Source organism: Rhizobium pantanalense (assembly GCF_030182525.1).
GTDB lineage: Bacteria > Pseudomonadota > Alphaproteobacteria > Rhizobiales > Rhizobiaceae > Rhizobium.
Genome location: NZ_JAQJCH010000001.1, coordinates 970,438 through 994,712 on the forward strand (window position 1 = coordinate 970,438; position 24,275 = coordinate 994,712).

Annotated in this window: 24 protein-coding genes; 15 read left to right on the plus strand and 9 right to left on the minus strand. The window is 60.5% G+C overall.

The window, feature by feature from the left end; genetic code table 11:
* Positions 1-172: 172 nt before the first annotated feature.
* The 3 genes from hflK (at position 173) to PH558_RS04625 (ending at position 4,141) form a co-directional block, all read left to right on the plus strand.
* A complete protein-coding gene (gene hflK, locus PH558_RS04615; RefSeq protein WP_095435224.1) occupies positions 173-1,297 on the plus strand; it encodes an FtsH protease activity modulator HflK in 1,125 nt (374 codons plus the stop codon).
* Positions 1,297-2,235, plus strand: coding sequence for a protease modulator HflC (hflC, locus tag PH558_RS04620; protein ID WP_095435223.1), 939 nt, complete (start codon positions 1,297-1,299; stop codon positions 2,233-2,235). Before hflK ends, hflC begins: the two co-directional genes overlap by 1 nt.
* Before the next feature lie 193 nt (positions 2,236-2,428).
* On the plus strand, positions 2,429-4,141 hold the full coding sequence (locus PH558_RS04625; RefSeq protein ID WP_095435222.1) for a DegQ family serine endoprotease: 1,713 nt from the start codon (positions 2,429-2,431) through the stop codon (positions 4,139-4,141).
* A 3-nt stretch (positions 4,142-4,144) separates the two neighbouring features.
* Here the strand turns inward: PH558_RS04625 and PH558_RS04630 are convergent, their stop codons facing one another.
* From PH558_RS04630 to serB, 3 genes are read right to left on the minus strand one after another with little or no spacing between them, the layout of a single operon-like run.
* Positions 4,145-4,723: a GNAT family N-acetyltransferase gene (locus tag PH558_RS04630; RefSeq protein WP_285202449.1), complete on the minus strand. Its 579-nt coding sequence runs from the start codon at positions 4,721-4,723 to the stop codon at positions 4,145-4,147.
* Positions 4,720-5,283 carry a GNAT family N-acetyltransferase gene (locus PH558_RS04635; RefSeq protein ID WP_285202450.1) on the minus strand — a complete coding sequence of 188 codons (564 nt, stop codon included), beginning with the start codon at positions 5,281-5,283 and terminating at the stop codon, positions 4,720-4,722. The genes PH558_RS04630 and PH558_RS04635 overlap by 4 nt, the downstream gene beginning before the upstream one ends.
* Before the next feature lie 33 nt (positions 5,284-5,316).
* Positions 5,317-6,207, minus strand: coding sequence for a phosphoserine phosphatase SerB (gene serB / locus PH558_RS04640; RefSeq protein WP_285202451.1), 891 nt, complete (start codon positions 6,205-6,207; stop codon positions 5,317-5,319).
* Between the two features lie 13 nt (positions 6,208-6,220).
* Between serB and miaA the strand changes: the two genes are divergently transcribed.
* Entirely contained in the window at positions 6,221-7,102 is an 882-nt protein-coding gene (miaA, locus tag PH558_RS04645) for a tRNA (adenosine(37)-N6)-dimethylallyltransferase MiaA (protein ID WP_095435218.1), read from the plus strand.
* A gap of 8 nt (positions 7,103-7,110) precedes the next feature.
* Here miaA and PH558_RS04650 read toward each other — a convergent pair whose 3' ends face one another.
* Positions 7,111-9,135, minus strand: coding sequence for an ATP-binding protein (locus PH558_RS04650; RefSeq protein ID WP_285202452.1), 2,025 nt, complete (start codon positions 9,133-9,135; stop codon positions 7,111-7,113).
* Between the two features lie 328 nt (positions 9,136-9,463).
* Between PH558_RS04650 and PH558_RS04655 the strand changes: the two genes are divergently transcribed.
* The 3 genes from PH558_RS04655 to PH558_RS04665 all read left to right on the plus strand — a co-directional run bounded on the left by PH558_RS04655 (position 9,464) and on the right by PH558_RS04665 (position 13,127).
* Entirely contained in the window at positions 9,464-11,257 is a 1,794-nt protein-coding gene (locus tag PH558_RS04655; RefSeq protein ID WP_285202453.1) for an acetolactate synthase 3 large subunit, read from the plus strand.
* Between the two features lie 85 nt (positions 11,258-11,342).
* The gene (ilvN, locus tag PH558_RS04660; RefSeq protein WP_285202454.1) at positions 11,343-11,915 is read left to right on the plus strand and encodes an acetolactate synthase small subunit; all 573 of its coding nucleotides are present in this window, start codon (positions 11,343-11,345) and stop codon (positions 11,913-11,915) included.
* A 204-nt stretch (positions 11,916-12,119) separates the two neighbouring features.
* Entirely contained in the window at positions 12,120-13,127 is a 1,008-nt protein-coding gene (locus PH558_RS04665; protein WP_285202455.1) for a capsular polysaccharide export protein, LipB/KpsS family, read from the plus strand.
* A 2-nt stretch (positions 13,128-13,129) separates the two neighbouring features.
* Here the strand turns inward: PH558_RS04665 and PH558_RS04670 are convergent, their stop codons facing one another.
* On the minus strand, positions 13,130-13,975 hold the full coding sequence (locus tag PH558_RS04670; protein ID WP_285202456.1) for an aldo/keto reductase: 846 nt from the start codon (positions 13,973-13,975) through the stop codon (positions 13,130-13,132).
* A 206-nt stretch (positions 13,976-14,181) separates the two neighbouring features.
* Between PH558_RS04670 and PH558_RS04675 the strand changes: the two genes are divergently transcribed.
* The 6 genes from PH558_RS04675 to PH558_RS04700 all read left to right on the plus strand — a co-directional run bounded on the left by PH558_RS04675 (position 14,182) and on the right by PH558_RS04700 (position 18,599).
* Complete coding sequence (locus tag PH558_RS04675) at positions 14,182-14,775, plus strand: LysE family translocator (RefSeq protein WP_285202457.1); 594 nt, start codon at positions 14,182-14,184, stop codon at positions 14,773-14,775.
* A 23-nt stretch (positions 14,776-14,798) separates the two neighbouring features.
* Positions 14,799-15,446 carry a nitrile hydratase subunit alpha gene (nthA, locus tag PH558_RS04680; RefSeq protein ID WP_285202458.1) on the plus strand — a complete coding sequence of 216 codons (648 nt, stop codon included), beginning with the start codon at positions 14,799-14,801 and terminating at the stop codon, positions 15,444-15,446.
* Positions 15,443-16,102 (plus strand): nitrile hydratase subunit beta, encoded by a 660-nt coding sequence (gene nthB / locus PH558_RS04685; RefSeq protein ID WP_285202459.1) that lies wholly within the window; start codon positions 15,443-15,445, stop codon positions 16,100-16,102. Before nthA ends, nthB begins: the two co-directional genes overlap by 4 nt.
* Positions 16,089-16,466, plus strand: coding sequence for a nitrile hydratase accessory protein (locus PH558_RS04690; RefSeq protein ID WP_285202460.1), 378 nt, complete (start codon positions 16,089-16,091; stop codon positions 16,464-16,466). Before nthB ends, PH558_RS04690 begins: the two co-directional genes overlap by 14 nt.
* 66 nt (positions 16,467-16,532) lie before the next feature.
* Complete coding sequence (locus tag PH558_RS04695) at positions 16,533-17,660, plus strand: ATP-dependent DNA helicase (protein ID WP_095435208.1); 1,128 nt, start codon at positions 16,533-16,535, stop codon at positions 17,658-17,660.
* 186 nt (positions 17,661-17,846) lie between these two features.
* Positions 17,847-18,599, plus strand: a complete 753-nt coding sequence (locus PH558_RS04700) for a pyridoxine 5'-phosphate synthase (protein WP_285202461.1) — start codon at positions 17,847-17,849, stop codon at positions 18,597-18,599.
* A gap of 248 nt (positions 18,600-18,847) precedes the next feature.
* Here PH558_RS04700 and PH558_RS04705 read toward each other — a convergent pair whose 3' ends face one another.
* Entirely contained in the window at positions 18,848-19,735 is an 888-nt protein-coding gene (locus PH558_RS04705; RefSeq protein ID WP_095435206.1) for an SDR family oxidoreductase, read from the minus strand.
* 137 nt (positions 19,736-19,872) lie between these two features.
* On the opposite strand from PH558_RS04705, the gene PH558_RS04710 reads away from it, so the two are divergent.
* Together PH558_RS04710 and PH558_RS04715 are read left to right on the plus strand one after the other, a co-directional pair.
* On the plus strand, positions 19,873-20,289 hold the full coding sequence (locus PH558_RS04710; RefSeq protein WP_285202462.1) for a winged helix-turn-helix transcriptional regulator: 417 nt from the start codon (positions 19,873-19,875) through the stop codon (positions 20,287-20,289).
* Between the two features lie 8 nt (positions 20,290-20,297).
* On the plus strand, positions 20,298-21,545 hold the full coding sequence (locus PH558_RS04715; RefSeq protein ID WP_285202463.1) for an FAD-dependent oxidoreductase: 1,248 nt from the start codon (positions 20,298-20,300) through the stop codon (positions 21,543-21,545).
* 89 nt (positions 21,546-21,634) lie between these two features.
* Here PH558_RS04715 and PH558_RS04720 read toward each other — a convergent pair whose 3' ends face one another.
* The 3 genes from PH558_RS04720 to PH558_RS04730 form a co-directional block, all read right to left on the minus strand.
* Positions 21,635-22,861 (minus strand): MFS transporter, encoded by a 1,227-nt coding sequence (locus PH558_RS04720; protein WP_285202464.1) that lies wholly within the window; start codon positions 22,859-22,861, stop codon positions 21,635-21,637.
* Positions 22,862-22,912: 51 nt separating this feature from the next.
* Positions 22,913-23,530, minus strand: coding sequence for a TetR/AcrR family transcriptional regulator (locus PH558_RS04725; protein ID WP_285202465.1), 618 nt, complete (start codon positions 23,528-23,530; stop codon positions 22,913-22,915).
* Between the two features lie 90 nt (positions 23,531-23,620).
* A complete protein-coding gene (locus tag PH558_RS04730) occupies positions 23,621-24,121 on the minus strand; it encodes a GNAT family N-acetyltransferase (protein ID WP_285202466.1) in 501 nt (166 codons plus the stop codon).
* Between the last annotated feature and the right edge of the window lie 154 nt (positions 24,122-24,275).

Sequence of the window (24,275 nt, forward strand, 5' to 3'; positions counted from 1 at the left end):
CCCCAAAAAAGCAAATATTTTCCAATGAATCCGACGAACTTCCTGAAGTCGCGTTGAAAGCAGGTGCTTCGATACCTATAACGGGAAACAATCGCTGCGGTCTGCGGAGTTCGAGCCATGAATCCCGCAATTTCCGGCGCGATATCGGGAGTCAACAAACAAAGAGGTTTTGATGCCTTGGAGCAATCAGAATGGCGGCGGCGGTGGCCCATGGGGCGGCGGTGGCGGCGGAAATAATCAGGGACCTTGGGGGCAGGGACCGAACCGGCCGCGGGGCAGCGGTAACGGAGGGCCTCCGGACCTGGAGGATATCATTCGCCGCGGTCAGGACCGATTGAAAGGTTTCGTTCCCGGTGGCTTCAATGCAGGCGTCGTGCTCATCATCATCGGAGTGATTGCCGTTTTCTGGCTGATCCAGTGCATCTATACCGTGCAGCCGGACGAGCGCGGCGTTGAGCTGCGCTTCGGCAAGCCGCGCGAGGAAGTCTCCATGCCCGGCCTGCATTTCCATATCTGGCCGATGGACCGCATCGAATTCGTGAAGGTCACAGAACAGCAGCGCAATATTGGCGGCCGCTCCTCGGCCGGTTCGAATGCTGGTCTAATGCTGACGGGTGATCAGAACATCGTCAACGTGCAGTTCTCGATCCTCTATACCGTGACCAACCCGCAATCCTACCTGTTCAATCTCGAGACCCCCGACGAGACTTTGCAGCAGGTTGCGGAGAGCGCCATGCGCGAGGTCGTTGGCCGCCGTCCGGCTCAGGACATCTATCGCGACAAGCGTCAGGAAATCGCGACCGAGGTCAGAGGCATCATCCAGGATACGATGGATCGCTATGGCTCCGGTATCTCCATCAACGCCGTTCCGATCGAGGATGTCTCGCCGCCGCGCGAAGTGGCCGATGCATTTGAAGAAGTGCAGCGTGCGGAGCAGAACGAAGACCAGCAGGTGGAAGAGGCCAATCAATACGCCAACCAGAAGCTCGGTCAGGCCCGCGGTCGCGCGGCTCAGATTCGCGAAGAAGCGGCTGCCTACAAGGACCGTATCGTGAAGGAAGCTCAGGGTGAAGCGCAGCGCTTCATCTCGATCTACGACGAATACGTCAAGGCGCCCGAGGTCACGCGCAAGCGTCTGTTCCTGGAAACCATGGAGTCCGTCATCGGCAATTCCAACAGCATCATCATCGACGACAAGCAGGGCGTCGTGCCTTACCTGCCGCTGAACGAAATCGGCAAGCAGTCCACGACGCAGGCAGGCAAGCCCGCCGCTGCAACTCAGCCGGAGGCCAAATAATGACATCCAGCCGTTTGCCAGCCATTCTTATCGCGCTCGCGGTAGTGCTGCTGCTTATTTATTCGTCGGTGTTCGTGGTCAATGCCCGTGAACAGGCGATCGTTCTGCGCTTCGGCCAGATTCGCGACGTGAAGACGGAGCCGGGCATCTACTTCAAGCTGCCTTTCGCCTTCATGGATGCCGATCGTGTCCAGTATGTGCAGCAGCAGGAACTCCGCTTCGATCTGGACAACATCCGTGTCCAGGTCTCTGGCGGCAAGTTCTATGAAGTCGATGCCTTCGTGGTCTACAAGATCATGGATGCGCGCAAGTTCCGCGAGACCGTCTCGGGTGATCGCGATGCGGCTGAATCGCGGCTCAGGACCCGCCTCGACGCTGCTCTGCGCCGTGTCTATGGTCTGCGTGGTTTCGAAGCGGCGCTTTCCAACGAACGTGCTGCAATGATGACGGAAGTGCGCAACGATCTGCATCGCGATGCGGAAACACTCGGCCTCAACATTGAGGACGTCCGTATACGCCGCACAGACCTGTCTCAGGAAGTGTCGCAGAACACTTACGACCGCATGAAGGCTGAGCGTCTGGCGGAAGCCGAGCTGATCCGCGCGCGCGGTAACGAAGAGGGCCAGCGCCGCCGGGCGGTCGCTGACCGTCAAGTCGTCGAGATCGTTGCCGATGCGCAGAAGGATTCGGAAGTGCTGCGTGGTGAAGGCGAAGCTGAACGCAACGGCATCTTCGCGGATGCCTCGAAGCGCGATCCGAACTTCTACGAGTTCTATCGCTCAATGGCCGCCTATAACAAGGCGCTTGCCTCGGGTGGCAAGACGCTTGTCCTGCCGCCGAACCAGTCGGACTTCTTCAAGTATTTTGACAGTCCTCAGGGGTCTGCGCCCAATTCGGGCGCGCCGGCACTCGCGAATCCGACGCCGCCTGAGAACTGAGGCGTCATTACACTGAAACGAAAGGGCTGCTTCAGGGCGGCCCTTTTCTTTATGACGGATTGCATCGCCTTTCGCCTGCAAGCATCGGCGGCGGGGAGCTTCGGGGATTTCTCAAAAAGGTGATTTCACGCTTCATCATTCCGCCTTATGTTGATGCTTATACAAGTTTTCCCTTTCTTTATGAGGATGCCTGATGGCTTCGACCAATCGCCTGCCTTTCAGCCGTTCGTTTGCCTTGCTCGCAAGCATTGCACTGATTGCCGGCCCCGTTGCGGGCGTCACCGAACAGGCTTATGCGCAGACGCAGAACAGCGGTGCAGCCGCAGGTGCCCAGCCGCCGGCCGCGACCAACAATCAGACACCGCCGGCAGCATCTCCCACGATCACGGCGAATCCGGCCATGAATGCCGGCCCGGCATCGGTTGCCGATCTCGCTTCCGGCTTGCTCGATGCGGTCGTCAATATTTCCACATCCCAGAAGGTCAAGGATGAGGGAAATGGGCCGGCGACGCCGAAGGTGCCGGACAATTCGCCCTATCAGGATGAATTCAACGATTTCTTCAATAACAAGAAAGACGACGACAGCAATCGCAAGGTGAGCTCACTCGGCTCCGGCTTCGTCATCGATCCCTCAGGCTATATTGTCACCAACAATCACGTCATCGAAGGGGCCGACGATATCGAGGCGATCTTCCCGAACGGCACGAAGCTGAAGGCCAAGCTGATCGGAACGGATACGAAGACCGACCTTTCGGTCCTCAAGGTCGAGCCGAAGCATCCCCTCACGGCTGTCAAATTCGGCGATTCCTCCAAAATGCGGATCGGCGACTGGGTGATGGCGATCGGCAACCCCTTCGGCCTCGGCGGCTCGGTGACCATCGGCATCGTTTCGGCGCGCGGCCGCAACATCAACGCCGGCCCCTACGACAATTTCATCCAGACCGATGCGGCGATCAACAAGGGCAACTCCGGCGGTCCGCTCTTCAACATGAAGGGTGAGGTGATCGGCATCAACACGGCCATCATCTCCCCAAGCGGCGGCTCGATCGGTATCGGTTTTGCCGTCCCGTCGGAGCTGGCGGAGGGCGTTGTCAATCAGCTCCGTGACTTCGGCGAGACGCGCCGCGGCTGGCTTGGCGTGCGCATTCAGCCTGTCACGGACGACGTCGCCAATAGCCTCGGTCTTTCAGAAGCCAAGGGCGCCCTCGTGGCAGGTGTCATCAAGGGCGGCCCTGTCGATAACGGCTCGATCAAAGCGGGCGATGTTATCTTGAAGTTCGACGGCAAGGATGTGGACGAGATGCGCGATCTGCCGCGTGTCGTCGCCGAAAGCCCCGTCGGCAAGGAAGTCGATGTCGTCATCTATCGCGACGGCAAGCAGCAAACCGTCAAAGTGACGCTCGGCCGGCTGGAGGACAGCGATCAGGCGGCTGCCGCAAGCACCGACAAGAACAAGAAGCCGCAGCTTGCGCCTGACGACAAGGGCAACAGCGACGGCGTCATCAATCCTGACCAGGGAGACGATGGTGACGATGACGGCATGGATGGACAGGATCAGGGCGGCGACCCGCAGCAATCGCCGCAGGCTCAGCCGCCAGTTCAGGCGACCTCGAATATTCTTGGAATGAAGCTCTCGACGCTGACTGCCGAAAACCGCAAGAGCTTCGGCATCGCCGACAGTGTCGATGGCGTCGTCATCACCGAAGTGGCACCAGGCTCGGCCGCCGCGGAGAAGGGGCTGAAGCCTGGCGACGTCGTCGTTGAGGTTGCACAGGAATTCGTTCAGACTCCTAGTGCTGCTTCGGACAAGGTGGCATCACTGAAGCGGGAAGGCCGCCGCAATGCGCAGATGATGATTGCGTCTCCGAACGGTGACTTGCGTTTCATCGCCGTCGCGCTGGAGTAGAATTCAGCTCCCGGCTTGCTCCGTCTGTTGCGCCCGCCACTCGGCGGCGCTCAGGCGATAGACCGCGTGATGCTTCAGGTGCGGATGCGTCTCCGGAATTTGCGGATGGTCGAAATCCAAGGCCGGATAAGGATGCATGCCGATCTTGCGCATCACTGCGAGGGCGCGGCCGTTGTCATGGACGGCAACCGAGAGGATCTCGCGGAGATTCAGGACGGTGAAAGCGTGACGCACAAGAGCTATGCCGGCCTCGGTTGCGTAGCCCTTGCCCCAATGGCGCGCTGATATCCGCCAGCCGATTTCCACTGCATCGCGGGGCAAATGCGGCTCGAGCTGCACTCTCGACAGGCTGCAGAATCCGACTGCAGTGCCATCACCTTTCAAGACCATGGTGAGAAGTTCGAAGCCGGGTTCCGGCGTTACGTTCCGGATCATGGAAAAGATGGTGTCGGCATCTTCGCGGCTGCGGGCAAAGGGGAAGAATTCGAGAACGGCTGGGTCGGAGCTGAGTTCATAAAACAACCCGCGATCCTCTTCCGCGCAGGGGCGCAGGATCAGCCGAGCCGTTTCGATCGGGGTCATTGCCGGGAGCGCCACTGAGCTGCCGTCAGGCGATAGAGGACGTGGTGCTGCAGATGAGGATGGGTATCGGGCACATGGGGATGGTTGAAATCGCCGCCCTCGACGCGATGCATGCCGATCCCCTCCATGACAGCGGTCGACCTGACATTGTCATGCACGGCGAAGGAAACGATCTCGTCAAGGCCGTGCCTTTCGAAGCCGTGAGCAAGAAGCGCCCGCGCCGCCTCGGTGACCAATCCCTTGCCCCAGTGCCGCGCCACCAGCCGCCAGCCGATCTCGACGGTTCCGATTGCGACGAACGGCTCCAGATGATCGGTGCGCACCAGTCCGCAATAGCCGATTGCCTCGCCGCTGGTCTTGAGCTCCAGCACATAGAGACCGAGCCCGGTTTCCGTGATCATCGACTGGACGCGATCGAAGAAGGCGTCTGCTTCCGCACGATTGCGGCGGAACGGGAAGAACTCCATGACCGCCTCGTCGGAATTGATCTCCAAGGCCAGGTCGCGATCCCCTTCGCGCCAATTGCGGATGATGAGGCGTTCGGTTTCGGTAATGATCATCTGCGGTCCCCGAGCTCGGCGATTTGCGCTGCTCTATGGTTTGACGAAGTCCGTCTTGCGGTAGCCCTGGATATAGAGCAGGGCGGTCAAGTCACCGTGGTCGATGCGCATCCTGGCCTGTGCTGAAACCGTCGGCTTGGCGTGAAGTGCCACGCCGGAGCCGGCAAGCTGCAGCATGCCGAGGTCATTGGCGCCGTCGCCGACGGCTATGGCGTCATCGGCGGAGATACCGAGCTTTTCGGCGATGTCATTCAGCGCGTCCACCTTGGCCTGCTTACCGAGGATGGGTTCTTCGACGAGGCCGGTCAGGAGACCCTTTTCTTCCAGCAGGACATTTGCCCGATTCTCGTCGAAGCCGAGGGTGGCGCCGATCTTGCTGGTGAAGACGGTGAAGCCGCCGGAAACAAGGGCAGCGTAATAGCCTTTCGCCTTCATGGTGGCGATCAGCTCGGGGCCGCCTGGCGTCAGCGTGATGCGCTTGGCGATGACCTCATCGACAACTGAAAGCGGCAGTCCCTTCAAGAGCGCGACACGCTCGCGCAGCGCCGGCTCGAAGGCGATTTCCCCATTCATGGCGCGGGCGGTGATATCGGCAACCTTCTCCTTGAGGCCGACTTCGGCGGCGAGTTCGTCGATGCATTCCTGGCCGATCATGGTGGAATCCATGTCGGCAATCAGCAATTTCTTGCGGCGGGTTTCGGCCTGCTGGATGACGAGGTCGATCGGCGCGCTGCCGATCGCTGCCAATATATTGGCCTCGGCTGCCTGGATATCGGTGCCGTCGCGGAGCGCGATATCGCAGGCAATACCGTCGGCCAGCCAATAGAGCCCGGACGCCTTGACAGCATCAGCCGCCTGTTCTGCCATGGCTGGAACGAGAACGGGGTTTGACGGATTGGCAATAAGCGTGGCAACGAAGGCCATGAGCAGAAATCCTATGAGCAATATCGACGCGATCCTGATAACCGGGCCGACCGCCAGCGGCAAGTCCGCACTGGCGGTAGAATTGGCCCGTTCGCATGATGGCGTCGTCATCAATGCCGACAGCATGCAGGTCTATGATACCCTCCGCGTGCTGACCGCGCGGCCCTCCGAGGCCGATATGGAGGGCATTCCGCACCATCTCTACGGTCATGTCCCGGCGGGACAGGCTTATTCGACTGGCGTCTGGCTGCGCGAGGCAGGCACCTTGGTCGAGCGCTTGCGCGGCAAGGGCAGAATGCCTGTCTTCGTCGGTGGCACCGGCCTCTATTTCAAGGCGCTGACGGGCGGACTGTCCGACATGCCGGAGATTCCGCTTGGTATACGCAATCGCCTCCGCGGTCGGCTGCTGGCGGAAGGGGCGGAAGTGCTGCATCGTGAGCTTGCGGAGCGCGACGCCGCCGTTGCGGAAACGCTGAACCCGCAGGACGGGCAGCGTATCGTTCGCGCCCTGGAAGTGATTGAAGCGACAGGCCGGTCCATAGCCGATTTTCAAGGCAAGAACGGGCCGATGATCATCAATCCCGACCGTGCGCGAAAGATCGTGGTTCTGCCTGAGCGCGCTATCCTGCACGAACGCATCAACAGCCGTTTCGAGAAAATGCTGGCGATGGGAGCGGAAGACGAGGTGCAGGCCCTGCTGGCACTGGGTCTTCCGCCGGAAATGCCCGTCATGAAGGCAATCGGGGTCGCGCAGATCGCCGCGCTGCTGAAGGGGGAGGTGACACGTGCCGAGGTCATCGAAACCGGATCTGCCGCGACGCGGCAATATGCCAAGCGGCAGATGACCTGGTTCCGCAATCAGATGGACGAGAGCTGGGAGCGTTTGAGCCCGTAGCTCGAGGGTCAGTCCTTGTCGTAAAGGCTGCTGAGTGGCTTTTTCAGAATACTGTCCCGTAGGAACAAGCCGGATTCTCGCCGCAGCGAGGGAGCGGCCTCTCTTGGCGGCACCGTGCGCGTGCCTCCTTCATCGCTGCGGAATTCGCGGCGCAATTCCGCAAGCTTGCTGTCGATCGACGTTTGTGAAGCCGCTGCAGGTTGCGGTGCGGCGGTGCGCGGCAGCATGTCCGGCCGATAAGGTTCGATCGGTTGTTGGCTCGATTCCGCTTGGGGCCGCGTTGGCTGCTCGACTGGCACTTCGTCGAAATCATCCTTGATATCCGTCACGGGCATAGCATTGTAGCTCTGCTGCAGAGGGCTGATATCGGGGCCTGAAATCGAGCGCATGCGGCCGATGATCGTGCGCAAATCGACCGTATCCGGAGAATCCTCGCTGGTTTTCGCGACGCTGCCGCTGGCTTTCGGCAGCAAATGCCGTTCGACCTGGGAAAAGCGCATGCGCATCGGCACTGCGATGGCCTCGCCAAAGGCGATGGCTTCGCCGTTGCCGATCGATGAGAGAAAGCTTGTCGTCGAGATCGAGGAGTTCGGAATGGCCGAACGGATGATTTCCTGATCGCGATCATTGGCGAGACGCATGGCGAAGAGCGTCGAACACTGCGACAGGATCGTTTGATCGAGTTCGCCCGGGCGCTGGGTGATGATGCCGAGCGATACGCCGTATTTGCGGCCTTCCTTGGCGATGCGGGCGATCGCCTGTCGTGTTGGGAGGAAGCCGAGTGTCGGATCGGCGGGGATGTAGCGGTGCGCCTCCTCGCAGACGACGAGCATGTGGATCGCGCCGTCGCTCCAAAGCGCCAGTTCGAAGGCCATGCGGCAAAGGACGGAGGCGACGGAATTGATGACTTCCGAGGGAATGCCGGCGAGCTGGAAGGTACAGATCGGCTTGCCGTCGCCTGGAATTCGGAAGATCTTGGCGATGGTCTCCATGATCGTATCGGTGATCGTATTGTTGGAGAACATGAAGTGATAACGGGGATCGTTGATCGCCGACATGATGCGCATCTTCAGTGAGCGCAGATGCGGCTTTTCTTGACGGCCTTCCAGCCGACCGATGCGTTCGTCTATCAGCGCCAATAGATCGGCCATGCGATAGGGGACCGGTGTGTCTGCAGTCACCGAAGACTTTTCCGTCTGGCGGCGCATCAGGGTGGAATCGCTGCCCCGGAAGGCGCGGCGTGCTTCGGGAATGAGATCGCGCAGAGCGTCGAGCTCCTCGGGGATCGCCGGTCGGCCACGGAAGACGACTTCGCTGAACTCCTCAAGCCGCATCAGCCAGAAGGGCAGGTCGAGCGTATCGGTATCGATGACGACGGCGTGTCGGGGAAAGGCGGCGGCGAATTCATTATGCGGATCGAGGATCAGCACGCGTAGTTTCGGATCGGCGCTGATTGCTTTGTGCAGCAGCAGCGAGACGGCCGTGGATTTGCCGACGCCGGTCGAGCCGACGACCGCAAAATGCTTCGACAGCATTGAGGGAATGTGGATGGCGGCATCGATGCTTTCGTCCTGCGTCAGCTTGCCGATGACACAGCTGCTGCCCTTGCCGGCATCGAAAATGCGCATGAGGTCGGCGGCGCGAATACGGTGCGCGATGGCGCCGAGATAGGGGTAGGCTGATATCCCGCTCGAAAACTCCTCGCGGCCATCGGGGCCGAGGCGAACCTCGCCCAACAGCTCGACCTCGATTCGAAAGAGATTGTCCTGCCCTTCGCCCCAGCCGACGCTTTGCGTATTCATCGAATAGACGAGGGCTGCGACGCGGTTCTTTCCGACACTGATGGAAATCAGCCGACCGACCGACCAGAGTTCGGTCAGGTCCGTGCCGCCGGCCTCGGCCACGGCGGCGATCGTCGCTCTAGAACCGTTACACGCGACGACGCGACCGAGGAAGCGATTTCCCGGTTTCAGTTTGTCGCGGCGATCGAGATCTCCAGCGTTGCCTGATGTCTGCAGGTCGTTATTCAGCAAACAGTTACCCCAATCATTAGTCGCTGGAGCATAGAGACGGTGGCTTAATAAAACCCTGTCGTCCACCCACGCTTTTTATAGGGTTTCCGCGGGGCCGCGATTTTTTATTGCTTCACGCGTTGACGCTTCGAAATTTTCTGTCTATCACTTCGCCCCATGAAAAACTCGATCGTTCTTATCGTGGTGGGAAGGCGCATGGGCAGGATGGTGTAACCATCCGGCGACAGCCACCCATGCGCTAGATGACAGGCTCCCGAAGGGGCCTTTTTTTATGCCCGAAATCGAGATTTCATCTTTCCAAACCTCCAGCAGACAGCGGAACAAACGTATGACCGGCACAGATAATCAGGCGAGCGGCAATCGAATGACAGGCGCGGAGATCGTGTTGCAGGCGCTCAGAGACAACGGCGTCGAGCACATCTTCGGTTATCCGGGCGGCGCTGTGCTTCCGATCTACGACGAGATCTTCCAGCAGGACGACATCAAGCACATTCTCGTCCGCCACGAGCAGGGCGCTGGTCATGCGGCCGAAGGCTATGCCCGCTCCACCGGTAAGGTCGGCGTCATGCTGGTAACCTCCGGCCCTGGCGCAACCAATGCGGTTACGCCGCTGCAGGATGCATTGATGGATTCCATACCGCTCGTTTGTCTCAGCGGTCAGGTCCCGACCACGCTGATCGGCTCCGACGCCTTCCAGGAGTGCGATACGGTAGGCATCACGCGTCCTTGCACCAAGCACAACTGGCTGGTCAAGGACGTCAATGAGCTGGCAGCGGTCATTCATGAAGCCTTCCGCATCGCCCAGTCGGGCCGTCCGGGTCCTGTCGTCGTCGATATCCCGAAGGACATTCAGTTTGCGACCGGCACCTACACGCCGCCGGAAGCGCATCACGTCCAGAAGAGCTATCAGCCGAAGATGCAGGGCGATCTCAACAAGATCACGCAGGCGATCGAGCTGATGAAAAATGCCCGTCGCCCCGTCATCTATTCCGGTGGCGGCGTCGTCAATTCCGGTCCGGAAGCCTCCAAGCTGCTGCGCGAGCTGGTCGAGCTGACCGACTTCCCGATCACGTCGACGCTGATGGGCCTCGGCGCCTATCCGGCTTCCGGCAAGAACTGGCTCGGTATGCTCGGCATGCATGGTTCCTACGAGGCCAACATGGCGATGCATGATTGCGACGTCATGGTCTGCATCGGTGCACGTTTCGACGACCGCATTACCGGCCGCCTGAATGCTTTCTCGCCGAATTCGAAGAAGATCCACATCGATATCGATCCGTCCTCGATCAACAAGAACGTCCGGGTCGATGTCGGCATCCTCGGCGATGTCGGCAATGTTTTGGAAGATATGGTTCGCCTGTGGCGTGCGCTGCCGCAGAAGCCGGCCGCGGAGCGTTTGGGCGATTGGTGGGCTGACGTTGCCCGCTGGCGCGCGCGCAACTCGTTCGCTTACAAGCCGAGCGACGATGTCATCATGCCGCAATATGCGATCCAGCGCCTCTATGAGCTGACCAAGCATTGCGATACCTACATCACCACCGAAGTCGGTCAGCATCAGATGTGGGCGGCGCAGTTCTACGGTTTTGAACAGCCGAACCGCTGGATGACCTCGGGCGGTCTCGGAACCATGGGCTATGGCCTGCCGGCGGCACTCGGCGTTCAGATCGCCCATCCGGAGAGCCTGGTCATCGATATTGCCGGCGATGCCTCGATCCAGATGTGCATTCAGGAAATGTCGGCTGCCATTCAGCACAATGCACCGATCAAGATCTTCATCCTGAACAATCAATATATGGGCATGGTTCGCCAGTGGCAGCAGCTGCTGCACGGCAATCGTCTCTCCAATTCCTACACGGAAGCGATGCCGGATTTCGTCAAGCTTGCGGAAGCCTATGGCGCTGTCGGGCTGCGTTGCGAGAAGCCGGGCGATCTCGATGCCGCCATCCAGGAAATGATCAACGTCAAAAAGCCGGTCATTTTCGATTGCCGCGTCGCCAATCTTGCCAACTGCTTCCCGATGATCCCCTCGGGCAAGGCACATAATGAAATGCTGCTGCCAGACGAAGCGACCGACGAAGCGGTTGCCAACGCCATCGACGCCAAGGGTCGCCAGCTGGTCTGATCGACAGATGGGGTGCGGCAAGAGCTGCGCCCCGAACGATCTCGCTGCCATGCCGAACAAGAACCGAGGAAACGGAACAAGGATAATGAACGCACACCTTCAACCCACGGGCTCCGCCTATTTCATTTCGCCGGAAACCGCGGCGGTCGAGAGCCACACGCTTTCGGTGCTCGTCGACAACGAGCCCGGCGTTCTCGCCCGCGTCATCGGCCTCTTCTCCGGCCGTGGCTACAACATCGAAAGCCTGACGGTTTCGGAGACGGAGCATCAGGCGCATCTCTCGCGCATTACCATCGTGACCCGCGGCACGCCGCAGGTGCTGGAGCAGATCAAGGCGCAGCTCGAGCGCATCGTCCCCGTTCACCGCGTCGTCGATCTGACGGTGCGCGCCCGCGAACTCGGCCAGGAGCGGCCGATCGAGCGCGAAGTGGCGCTGCTGAAGGTGACCGGAAGCGGCGAAACCCGCGCCGAGACGCTGCGGCTCGCCGACGCCTTCCATGCCAAGGTCGTGGATGCGACCGTCGAGCACTTCATTCTCGAGATCACCGGCAAGTCCTCGAAAATCGATCAGTTCATCGCTATCATCAAGCCGCTCGGCCTCATCGAAGTCTGCCGCACCGGCATTGCTGCGATGAACCGTGGCTCACAGGGGATGTAGGGGCCTGCGGATTTAAGGGGGCATCGCATATGAGGCAAATCGGAGCTGCAAATTCCTTCTCCCCTTGGGGAGAAAGTGGCCCGAAGGGTCGGATGAGGGGGGCTTTCCGATTTGAATTTGCGAATTTTCGTGCTCCTGGCAGACACCCCCTCATCCGCCTGACGGCACCTTCTCCCCGTGGGGAGAAGGGGAAACGCGGCAAAAATGGCTGATATCGGCGAAAAGCCGTGGCATCCGCCAGCTGGCACGCGGCTTGGTGCGGCGCCTTTCGTACGAAGTGATTTTCCCTGGCTCGGACATTATTTCGGCTCGCAGAAGCTTGCTTCGATCCTTTCTCCTGGAATAGGCGGTGTGGTGTCCTGGGGTGGCCGTGCGCCGGCGAAGATGGCGGCCAGGATTGCGCGGTTTCGCGGATTGCGTCAGTGGCACCTGGAGGACGGTTTTCTGCGATCGATGGGGCTCGGCAAGTCCGGCGCTATTCCGCTGTCCATCGTTATCGACGATCTTGGTCTGCCCGTCGATGCAAACAGCCCGTCGCGGCTCGAGCGGCTGATAGAGGGCGCGGGAGAGGCGGGGGAGCTCGGCCGCGCCATTCGCGAGCAGATCGTTCTCAACAAGCTCTCGAAGTATAATCATCTCCCTCATCGGTCGCCTCGCATCGAGCGGTCGGTAAAGCGTCGCATTCTGCTTGTCGATCAGGTCGTTGGCGACGTTTCCGTCGGCAGGGCGCTCGGCTCAAAAACCTCCTTCGAAAAGATGCTTGCCGATGCGCTGGCAAGTGATGCCCAATGCCTCATCCGTACCCATCCAGATGTCATGGCCGGTCTTCGTAAGGGATATCTTACGAACGGCACGTCGAAAGGCGATGCAATCTTAGTCGGTGACGAGGTGTCGGTGGCGTCGATCCTTGACGTCGTGGATGAGGTCTGGACGGTTTCCAGTCAGTTTGGCTTTGATGCGCTGCTGCGCGGCATCCCGGTTCGCTGCTATGCCGCGCCCTTCTATGCCGGCTGGGGCGTGACCGAGGATCATTTCGGCGTTTACACCAAGGCAGCGCTTGCCGGGCGCCGAACGAAGCGAAGGACAGTCGATCAGATCGCCGCCACCGTCTTTTCGCTCTATCCGACTTATCGCGATCCGGCCGACTGGCGCGAGATCGACGTCTTCAGGGCTATCGAGCTGATCGTCGCGCAGCAGAAGGCGGCCGAGTGAACCTACAGCATGTCTAGCGACTTCTTTCGCGACGGCGGCGGGAAGGCGGCATCGAGCACGGCCCAATCCTCATCGGTAATATCGATATCGACAGAGTCACGGTTTTCCTCGATGCGCTGCGCGTTCGAGGATTTCGGGATGGATATAACGCCATCGCGCTCCAGCAGAAAGGCGAGGGCAATCTGGGCCGGGGTCGCCTGATAGGTCTTGGCGACGCGGATCAGCTCGGGATGGTGGAGCAGGCGGCCTTGCTCGATCGGGGAATAGGCCATGATCGGAATGCTGCACTCCTGGCACCAGGGCAGCAGATCGTATTCGATGCCGCGCCGGGAGAGATTGTAGAGCACCTGATTGGCCGCGACATTGCCGCCGTTCGGCACGGAAAGCAGGTCGTTCATATCCGCGACATCGAAATTCGACACACCCCAGGCTTCGATCTTGCCCGCAGCCTTCAGGCCTTCGAAAGCTTCCACCGTCTCCTCAAGCGGGTAGCTTCCCCGCCAGTGCAGTAGATAGAGATCAAGGCGATCGGTATTCAGGCGCTTCAGGCTGCGTTCACAGGCTTCGACTGCGCCTTTGCGGCTGGCATTGGCGGGATAGACCTTGCTGACCAGGAAGACCTCATCGCGCCGCCCTTCGATCGCCTTGCCGACCACTTCTTCGGAACCGCCATCGGCATACATTTCCGCCGTGTCGATCAGTGTCATGCCGAGATCAAGGCCGGTTTTCAGGCTCGCGATTTCGTCCCTGGCAGTCGCGGCGCTCTCGCCCATATTCCACGTTCCCTGGCCAAGCGCCGGAACCTGGATGCCCGAGGGAAGGGTGACGGTTGGGATGGGCTCGCGCATGGTCATTCCTCATTGCAGAAAACCGAAGGATAGGAGCATTCAACCGGATTTCAATCGACATCCGTCATGTCACCGTGACAATCACCCTATGGCTTTCGTATGGCCGCCGAACTAATGTCGCACGACCATGCAGGGTCGCATTTTTGCGCGCATGACGAAGGATTTCGGATGCCGTCTTGTCACGATACGGTGTCCTGGGAGGCATCATGGCGCTGGATACATTTCTGGCTCTTCTACTTTTTGCATTCACGACCTCGATCACGCCCGGACCGAACAACATGATGTTGTTTACCTCCGGTGTGAACTTCGGTTTCCGGCGCACTATTCCACACATGCTCGGCATCGGTGTCGGCTTTTTTGTGCTGCTGATTGCAGTGGGATTGGGATTGGGGGCGCTTCTGCACACGGTGCCCCTGCTTTATACCGCGCTTAAATTCGCCGGCGGGGCCTATCTCGTCTGGATTGCCTGGAAGATCGGTACCTCGCGCCGCCTGAGCGAGGCGGAAAACGATGCAAAGCCGATGAGTTTCATCAGCGCTGCTGCATTCCAATGGGTCAATCCCAAGGCGTGGGTGATGGCTGTCACCGCCATGGCCACTTATACCAACGAGGAGCTCTATCTCTTCACGGTCCTCCTTGTTGGGTTCGCGTTTGCCGCTGTGAATGTGCCGAGCGTATCGACGTGGGCCGGCTTCGGCTCCGTCCTGCGCGATTGGCTCTCCGATCCTGTCCGGCTGAAATGGTTCAACATAACCATGGCCGTTCTGCTGGTGCTCAGTCTCTGGCCGATGTTAAAGTAGGCGCAAAGAGACAGGAGACGGCCATGTCCCACGACCACTCGCATGATGACGACGATCATCACGATCACCATCACCACGACAACCACTATTCGGACATGCAGGCGCGGGTGAAGGCACTCGAAACGCTGCTGACGGAAAAGGGGTTGATCGATCCGGCGGCGATCGACCGCATCGTCGAGACATATGAGACGAAAGTCGGGCCGCGTAACGGGGCGCAGGTGGTGGCGAAAGCCTGGAGCGATCCAGATTTCGCCGACTGGCTACGGCGCGATGCTACAGCGGCGATCGCAAGCCTCGGCTTTACCGGCAGACAGGGCGAGCACATGCGCGCGGTGTTCAATACGCCGGAAACGCATAATCTGATCGTCTGCACGCTCTGCTCCTGCTATCCTTGGGCCGTGCTCGGGCTGCCGCCGGTCTGGTATAAGGCGCCCGCCTACCGCTCGCGTGCGGTGATCGACCCACGCGGCGTGCTCGCCGAATTCGGTCTGACACTGCCACAGGAGACGAAGATCCGCGTATGGGATTCGACGGCGGAACTTCGCTATCTGGTGATCCCCGAGCGGCCGGCTGGTTCCGAAGGCATGGACGAGGCGGCGCTGGCGGATCTCGTCAGCCGTGACGCGATGATCGGCACGGCGGTCGCCAAGACACCTGAGGCTGCGCTATGAACGGCCCCCATGATCTCGGCGGCCAGATGGGCTTCGGCCCCGTAGCGCCGGAACAGAACGAGCCCATTTTCCATGCCGAATGGGAAAAGCGCGCGCTCGGCATCACGCTCTCCTGCGGTGCCTTTGGCGCCTGGAGCATTGATGAAAGCCGGCATGCGCGCGAAAACATTCCGCCGGCCGATTATCTCGCTGCCAGTTATTATGAGGTTTGGACCCGCGCCGTCGACGTGCTGCTGGAGCGACACGGCTTTGCCACCGCCGAGGAACTGCGAAGCGGCCACTCGATCGAACAGGGCAAGGTGCCGAAGCGGATTTTGAAGGCTGACATGGTCGATGGCGTCTTGGCCAAGGGCGGCCCCTGCGATCGGCCGCTCGATACTGCGCCGCTCTTTGCCGTCGGCGATCATGTGCGGACTAGGAACTTCAATCCGACCGGTCATACCAGATTGCCACGCTATGCCCGCGCAAAGACGGGTGTCATCGAAGCGGTGCAGGGCTCTTTCGTCTTCCCCGACGACAATGCCCACGGCCGCGGCGAAAATCCGCAATGGGTCTATACGGTGGTTTTCGACGGTGCAGAGATCTGGGGCGAGGGAGCCGATCCCTCGTTGGCTGTCTCCATCGACGCTTGGGAGAGCTATCTTGAGCGTGTGTGAGGTCCCATCGCCTCTGGCGCAATCGCCCGGATTGCCGAAGTCAGCCGATGGTGAGCCAGTCTTTCCAGAACCCTGGGCGGCAGAGGCTTTTGCGATGACCATTCACCTGTATGAGAAGGGCCTGTTTGCCTGGAGCGAATGGGCGGAGCGCCTGTCCGGCGAGCTGCACAAGCCGGCCCGCGCGCCTGACGGCAGCGATTATTTCGACTGCTGGGTGGCTGCTTTGTCAGGGCTGCTGGTCGCGAAGGGCATTGCCGATGCCGATGCGATCCTGGCCCTGCAGCAAAGCTGGCAGCGTGCGGCGGAGGCCACGCCGCACGGAAAGCCGATCGCGCTTGAAAACGATCCTCAATACACGACATAAGCGCGTGGCGGTGGCGACGGCTTTTTACCGCTTGCTTCCATCAACCGAATCCTGCCAAGTCGAACCATGCAATTCGCGCCGCAACAAGATGAAGCGCTCAAGGCCGTTGCAAACTGGCTGAAAGAGGGGCGCTCGCCATTGTTCCGTCTGTTCGGCTATGCCGGCACGGGCAAGACGACGCTTGCGCGGCATTTCGCCGAGCATGTGGATGGCGAAGTGCTGTTTGCGGCCTTTACCGGCAAGGCGGCGCAGGTGTTGCGCTCGCGCGGCGCCTCGAACGCCAAGACCATTCATTCGCTGATCTACCGGCCGCGCGGCGAAGAGGCTGTTGAGGACGAAGAGACGGGCAAGACGTCGATCGCGCCAATGTTCACTATTAACCGTCAGAGCCCGGTCGCAAAGGCCGCGCTGATCATCGTCGACGAATGCTCGATGGTGGACGAGGCGCTCGGCAAGGATCTGATGAGTTTTGGCACGCCTATTCTGGTGCTCGGCGATCCCGGCCAGCTCCCGCCGGTTTCGGGCGGCGGTTTTTTCACGAACGAGGAGCCGGATTATCTGCTGACGGATATTCATCGTCAGGCGCGCGACAATCCGATCATCCAGCTCGCCATGCAGGTGCGCGAGGGCAAGGAAATCATGCATGGCGACTATGGCACCGCGCAGGTGATCTCGAAGAACGAGGTTACGCAGCCGTTGGTGCTGGAGGCCGATCAGGTGCTCGTCGGTACCAACAGGACGCGGCGCCGCTACAATCAGCGTCTGCGTGAGCTCAAGGGTTTTACGGCCGATTATCCGCAATCCGGCGACAAGCTCGTCTGTCTGCGCAATGATCCCGCCAAAGGGTTGCTCAACGGCTCGCTCTGGCAGGTGATGACCTCTTCCCGGGAAACGACGAAGCCGGGCATCAATCTTCTGGTGCGGCCGGAAGATGACGACATGGATCGTGGGGCGGCGAAGATCAAGCTGCTGAAGCAAGCCTTCGAGGATGTCGAGGGCGAGATTCCGTGGTCGACCCGCAAGCGCTATGACGAATTCGATTACGGCTATGCTCTGACGGTGCATAAGGCCCAGGGCTCGCAGTGGAACAATGTGGTGCTATTCGATGAGAGCTGGGCGTTTCGCGATACGCGGGAGCGTTGGCTCTATACGGCGATCACCCGCGCCGCCGAGACGTTGACGATCGTCCGATAGGGCGCCGCTTGCGGTAACAAATATCTGCAAAAGGACGTTGCTGCCGATGCCTCACCGCATGATGATGCCGCTTTGCCGTGCCCATCAAAGTTTTGCATGGGTCGATGTCGGAATCTCGTTGGTTTTGCTGGCCATAATGGCATAGAACGGCGCTATCATCCGCTTTGAAAATCAGGGATTTCGATCATGCCCGCCAAGCTTTCCGTGAACCTCAACGCCATCGCGATGCTGCGCAACCGGCGTGATCTTCCCTGGCCGAGCGTCACGGGTTTGGGCCGTGTCGCGCTGGCGGCCGGTGCAAGCGGTCTGACCGTTCATCCGCGTCCCGATCAGCGGCATGTCCGCTTTTCCGACCTGCCCGATATCCGTGCGCTGATCGATGACGAGTTTCCGAAGGCGGAGTTCAATATCGAGGGCTATCCGAGCGATGAGTTCTTCGATCTCTGTGCTTCTGCCGAGCCTGAGCAGGTGACGCTCGTGCCCGATGATCCCACTCAGGCGACATCGGACCATGGCTGGGATTTTCGTAAGAACCGAGATCTGCTGGCCAATGTCGTCGCCAAGTACAAGACGCTCGGCTGCCGCGTGTCGCTGTTTGCCGATGGCGACGGCGATGCGGAGGCGGTGAAGATCGCCAGGGAAGTGGGCGCCGACCGCATCGAACTTTACACCGGCCCCTATGGCGGCTGCTATGCTGATCCGCAGAAGGCTGCCATCATCCTCGAAGCGCTCGGCAAGACCGCCGATGCAGCCTTTGCCAACGGCCTCGACGTCAATGCCGGTCACGACCTGACGGTCGCCAACCTGCCGGCGCTGCTCAAGCGCATTCCGAAGCTCGCGGAGACCTCGATCGGCCATGGGCTGACGGCGGATGCGCTGGAATATGGAATGGCTGAAACGGTGCGCCGATTCCGCCGGGCGTGTGGGCAGGTGGTTTGAGGGAAACGGTTCCAGGGCTAGTCAGGCATGCTTGTTCTTGCCGTGCCTTCTGGCCTAGCCCCTCATCCTAACTTTCTCCCCGCAAGCGGAGAGAAGGGACGACAGAGCAAAACGGCGACTGTGTCACTCAGTCGAAGTTGGTGAGCTACGCATGAAACTCCCTCTCCCCGCTTGCGGGGAGAGGGCTGGGGTGAGAGGCCAGGCACAAGGGTGCGGTAAACGAAGCCTCACCTGACCTCTTCCGAAGCTCAGCCGGCCAACGCAGCCTTGTGTTCCTCGAAGAAGCTGCGGAGCGTTTGCGGCTCCTTGCCGGTCAGCTTGTTGAAGTCGTTGGTCAGGATATCGAATTTGCCGGCGCGGGTATTGGCTTCGGAGGAGACGAGCATGTCCACCACGAACTTCGGTAGCCCGGCGCCAGTAAGGCCGGCGGCAAGCTGTTCGTCATTGACCTGCACGACTTCGAGCGGACGGCCGGTGATCCTGCTGACGACGCTTGCGACATCTTCAATGGTGACCGCAGTCGAGCCCGTCAGCGTGTAGGTGGCGCTGTCCGTTGTGTCGGATGCCAGTGCTGCGGCGATGGCGAGCGCGCAATCTTCGCGACTGATGTTGCTGACCCGGCCGCCGCCGGTTGCCGTGTACCATTTACCGGTTTCGAGGTTGTGCGGCAGGCCCATCAGGTAGTTGTCGAAATACCAGGCGTCGCGCAGGATCGTATAGCCGATGCCGCTTGCCTTGATGGCGTTTTCCGTGCCGAGGTGATCGGGCGCGAAGCTGACGAGCGAGCCTTCCGGCGCCGGCATGGAGGTGTAGAGAATGTGCTTCACACCGGCCTTCTTGGCAGCTTCGACAGCAGCCGTGTGCTGTTTCAGGCGCAGGCCGGGTACGGCGAGCGCATCGGTGCTGATGATCAGCAGGCGATCGACACCCGCGAAGGCGGCGGGCAGGCCGGCGGCATCATCGAAATCGGCCTTTCGGGTGACGACGCCCTTGGCGGCGAGGTCGGCAAGCTTTTCTGGACTGCGCGTGGCGGCGATGATGCGGCCGGGAGCGATCTTGTGTGTCTCCAATAGGTGATGAATGACGCGCTGGCCAAGCTGACCGGCGGCACCGGTGACGAGAAGAGTGCTGCTCATGTTTTTTCCCTTGTTGGACCGCCGCAAATTCGCGGCGGTTTGTCGCTCTCAAAAAGAGACTAGCACTAGAATAGGAATTGACTTCGCGGTGTAAAGGAGGCAGTTTTTGGGCTCCAAGTTACCAAAAGGGAACCGGCATGGCAGCCAGCGCCGTCGTCAATCTGCGCAGCGAGGATCCGCCGTTGCGCGACTTCGATCTCAGCAAACTCGATTTCAGCAATTGTCCGGTGCGGGACCTGATATCGCAGATCGGCGGAAAATGGTCGGTGCTGCTGCTGGAAACATTGGCTAAACGGCCGTATCGTTTCGGTGAGTTGCGCCGCTTAGTGCCCGATATCTCCCAACGCATGCTGACACAAACGCTGCGCGACCTCCAGCGCGACGGCTATGTCGATCGTGAGGTCTTTCCCACCAAGCCGCCGAGCGTCGAATACCGCATGACCCATCTCGGCTACTCGCTTTACGAGCCGCTGGCGCTGCTTCTGAACTGGGCCGAGGCCAATCATGGGGCCGTCAAGGCTGCGAGAGCCCGTTTCGATCAATCGCCGGACTGAGCCCTATCGTGAAGCCCTTGAAGATCGCCATCGTCGGCGCCGGACCTGCCGGTCTTACCGCCTCTCTCTTTCTCACTCGCGCTGGCCACACGACCGATATCATCGAGCGGTTCGACAGCCCGGCTCCCGTCGGCTCGGCGCTGATGCTGCAGCCGACCGGACTGACCGTGCTGGAGTCGCTCGGGCTCGGTCCCGCAATCCATGCCGCTGGCAATCGCATCGATCGCCTGTTCGGCACGGAGACCACTCGCGGCCGCATCGTCCTCGATGTGCGCTACAATGCATTGCCGGGCGGGCGCTATGGACTTGGCGTTCATCGTGCGGCGCTGTTTGATACGCTTTACGATGAAGTCTCTGCACGGCGACATCCGATCCATACCGGTCAGTGTGTTATCGGTGTGATGGAGGAGGGCAGTGAAAGCTATCTCTCTGTCGAAGGTGGCGAGCGCCTTGGGCCTTACGATCTTGTCATCGACGCCAGTGGTGCGCGTTCGGAACTGGTCGCAGCCTCGCCCGTCGCGCCGCATGCCCGCAACCTCGTCTACGGCGCCTTCTGGGCGACGCTCGACTGCCCGGACGGATTGGTGGATCAGGCGGCGCTGACACAGCGCTATGACAAGGCCAGCGTGATGATCGGCGTCTTGCCGATCGGCAGCAGAAGGCCGGATTTGCCGAAGCAGGCGGCTCTGTTCTGGAGCCTGAAAGTCGCGGACGCCGATGAGGTGCGCAGGCGTGGACTCGAGCGCTGGAAGCAGACGATCCGCGGCTATTGGCCTGAATGCGAGCCCTTACTGGAGCAGATATCTGACTGGGATCAGTTGACGCTGGCGCGTTATGCCCATCGTACTGTGATGACGCCCTATAGCGGGCGGACTGTCTTCGTCGGCGATGCGGCCCATTCCACCAGCCCGCAGCTCGGGCAGGGTGCCAACATGGCGTTGCTCGATGTCGCGGCTCTGGCGCATGCGCTTGCAGGGCATGAAACCATCGAAGCCGCTCTTTCAGCCTATGCCAAGGCGCGGCGGAGGCATGTGCGGCTGTTCCAGCTGCTGTCTGCGGCCTTTACGCCTTTCTATCAATCGGACTCTGCAGGATTGGCCTGGATCCGGGACCGGCTGGTTGCCACCATCGCCAAGGTGCCTCCCGCGCCTCAGATCCTGGCGGGCATTGTTTCCGGCACGCTGGTCGATCCGTTCCACGGCGCAGGCTTGCGGGAATGTGACTGGCTGCGGCTGGCTCTACCGCAGCTATCGTAATCAGTTCTTGCGCTCGAGCCTTTCCGCATTTCTTCGAATAGCGAAATGCTCTATCCCTTTATTTCCAAGCAATTCCGGACGGAAAACCGCTACGCACTTTTCCTGGAATTGCTCTCGGTCAGGAAGGCAAGCAGCGCAATGATCGGGAAGGCGACGCCGATCCAGGAGGCCATGTTCCAGCCGCCGGTGGCATAGGCCCAGCCGCCAAGCGCCGAGCCGAGGGCACCGCCGGCGAAGAAGGTCGCCATATAGAGGCCGTTGAGGCGGCTGCGATGTTCGGCGCTGAGCGCGAAGATGGCGCGTTGACCAAGCACGAGATTCGTCTGGACGCCGAAGTCGAGCATGATGCCTGACAGCGTCAGCGTGATCAGCGCCAGCAACGAGCCGCTGCCGGAAAAATGGCCGATAAGGAAGGCGATGATGGCGAGCACCAGGGCGAAGGCGGTCGCAAGCTTCGTCCAGCCGCGATCGGCGACGCGTCCGGCAATCGGCGAGGCGACGGCACCAGCGGCGCCGGCAAGCGCAAAAAGGGCGATGCCGTTTTGCGTCAGGCCGAAGGCCGGGCTTGCCAGCAGCAGCGGCGTCGTCGTCCAGAAGAGACTGAAGGCGCCGAACATGCAGGCCTGATACAGTGCCCGCCGCTGCAGGACCGGTGTGCGAAGCGCGAGGTGGCCCATGGAGGACAGCAGCTGCCCATAATGCAGTTTCGTATGGGGCACGCGGGTCGGCAGAACGAGGCGCAGGATGACGATCAGCCCGATCATGACGCCGGCTGAGATAATATAGACCGCGTGCCAGGACAGAAGCTCGGACAGGAAGCTCGCAGCCGGGCGGGCCAGCATGATGCCGACGAGCAGACCGCTCATGACATTGCCGACGACAGCGCCGCGGCTGGCGTCCGGCGCCATATGGGCGGCGAAGGGGACAAGAACCTGCACTGCGACAGACGCAAGGCCGATGCAGAGCGAGGCGAGCAGGAACAGCGACGGCGAGGAGGCAAAAGCGGCGCCTATGAGCGCGATAGCGGATAGCGCTACCAGCGTCAGCACCAGCTTGCGGTTCTCAAGAAGGTCGCCGAGCGGCACGATCAGCAGGAGGCCGAGGCCGTAGCCGATCTGTGTCAGCGTGACGATGAGGCCCGTTGCGGCGGGGGTGAAGCCGAGCGACTGGCTGATCGGTCCGGCGAGCGGCTGGCCATAATAGAGATTGGCAGCCACCAGTCCGCAGGCGGCGGCAAACATGAATGTGAGAAGCGGCGAAATGGTCTTTTCGGGGAGCGGCGTGCTCTCCCGTCTGGCAGCGGCAGTTGCAGGCATGTCTCGTCCTCAATAGGGGCGGGGTTATGTTCCCCGAAATCTCAGTGAAAATCAGTTCAGCAGTTTCATGGCCGTCTCGGCGACGGCGAGCATCTGTTCGCTCTTGCGGCCGGTCTTGCCGATCACGCGCATGCCCTTCGTCAGGGCCAGCAGGGCGCAGGCGGTACTTTCCGGATCGACATGCTTCGGCACGGAGCCATCCTCTTGCCCGAGACGGATCAGATTGAGGATGCGTCTTTCGTCGAAATCGAAGGCGACGCCGACGCGACCTGCGACCTCTTCGTCGAAAAGTGCAAGCTCCGTCGCGCTTCCGACGACAAGGCAGCCGCGGCGGCCGATCTCCCCGCACGAGGCCTCCGCGAAGAACGTCACCAAGGCACGAAGTTTTTCACGAGCATTCGGAGCTTCCGCAAGCGTCTCGTCGATGAGCTGCTGACGGACTTGGCGATACCGGCTGAACGCGGCGAGGAAGACGCCGCGCTTGTCGCCGAAAGCCTTGTAGACGCTACCGGCTGTCAGGCCCATGGCCTCAGTCAATTCGCTGATCGAGGCGGCATAATAGCCGCGCTCCGAAAAAACGCGGAGTGCTTCATCGAGCGCGGAATCCATGTCGAATTCACGCGGGCGTCCACGAAACTTCGGTGCGATGTCGAGAGTGTCTGTCGTCATGTCATTCTTTTAGGAAATGATCGTTTCCAAATCAAGCGAATTTTTGCGACGCAGCAAGAATCGGAAGAATAGTGACTGCGACCGGTCTCGCTACTCGTGGAAAAACGCCATGTGGATCGCGTCTTTATAGCGGCCGTCTATGCGGACTGAATTGCGAGCGAGGCCCTCGCGGACGAAGCCGACTTTTTCGTAGAGCGCTATGGCCTTGTTGTTGTCGGCATGCACGCTGAGTTCGACGCGTTCTATTCCTGCATCACGCGCGGCTCGCAGCGTAGCTTCGATCAAGCGACGTCCCAACCCCCGGCCGCGATAGGTGGGGATGATGCCCATACCGAGCTTGCCGGCGTGGGCGTGGGAGGGAAAGTCATGACGGCTGATGTCGCACCAGCCGACAACTTTCTTATCGTCTAAGGCGACGAATTGCGGATTGCCTTTTTTGATCATGCCAAGCACGAAAATGCGTGTTTCTTCCAACGGAAAGGCTTCGAGCAGCGACAGATATTCCCGCTCACGCGCGACCGCATCGAGCGCCTTGTGAAAACCTTCGATATGCTCGGCTGATATGGGTTCTATCCGGATTTCGGTGGTCATGGAAAGCAGCTCGATGCAAATTGAGAGTGCATCGAGGATATGGTTCAACTAATCGCCTGTCTATCCGCCTATCTCCCCAATAGCCTGTATCCTCGACCGGGTTGGCTTTGGGCAACCCCTCATGCGCGGGCAGTCAGCTGTTCGAAAACCAGCT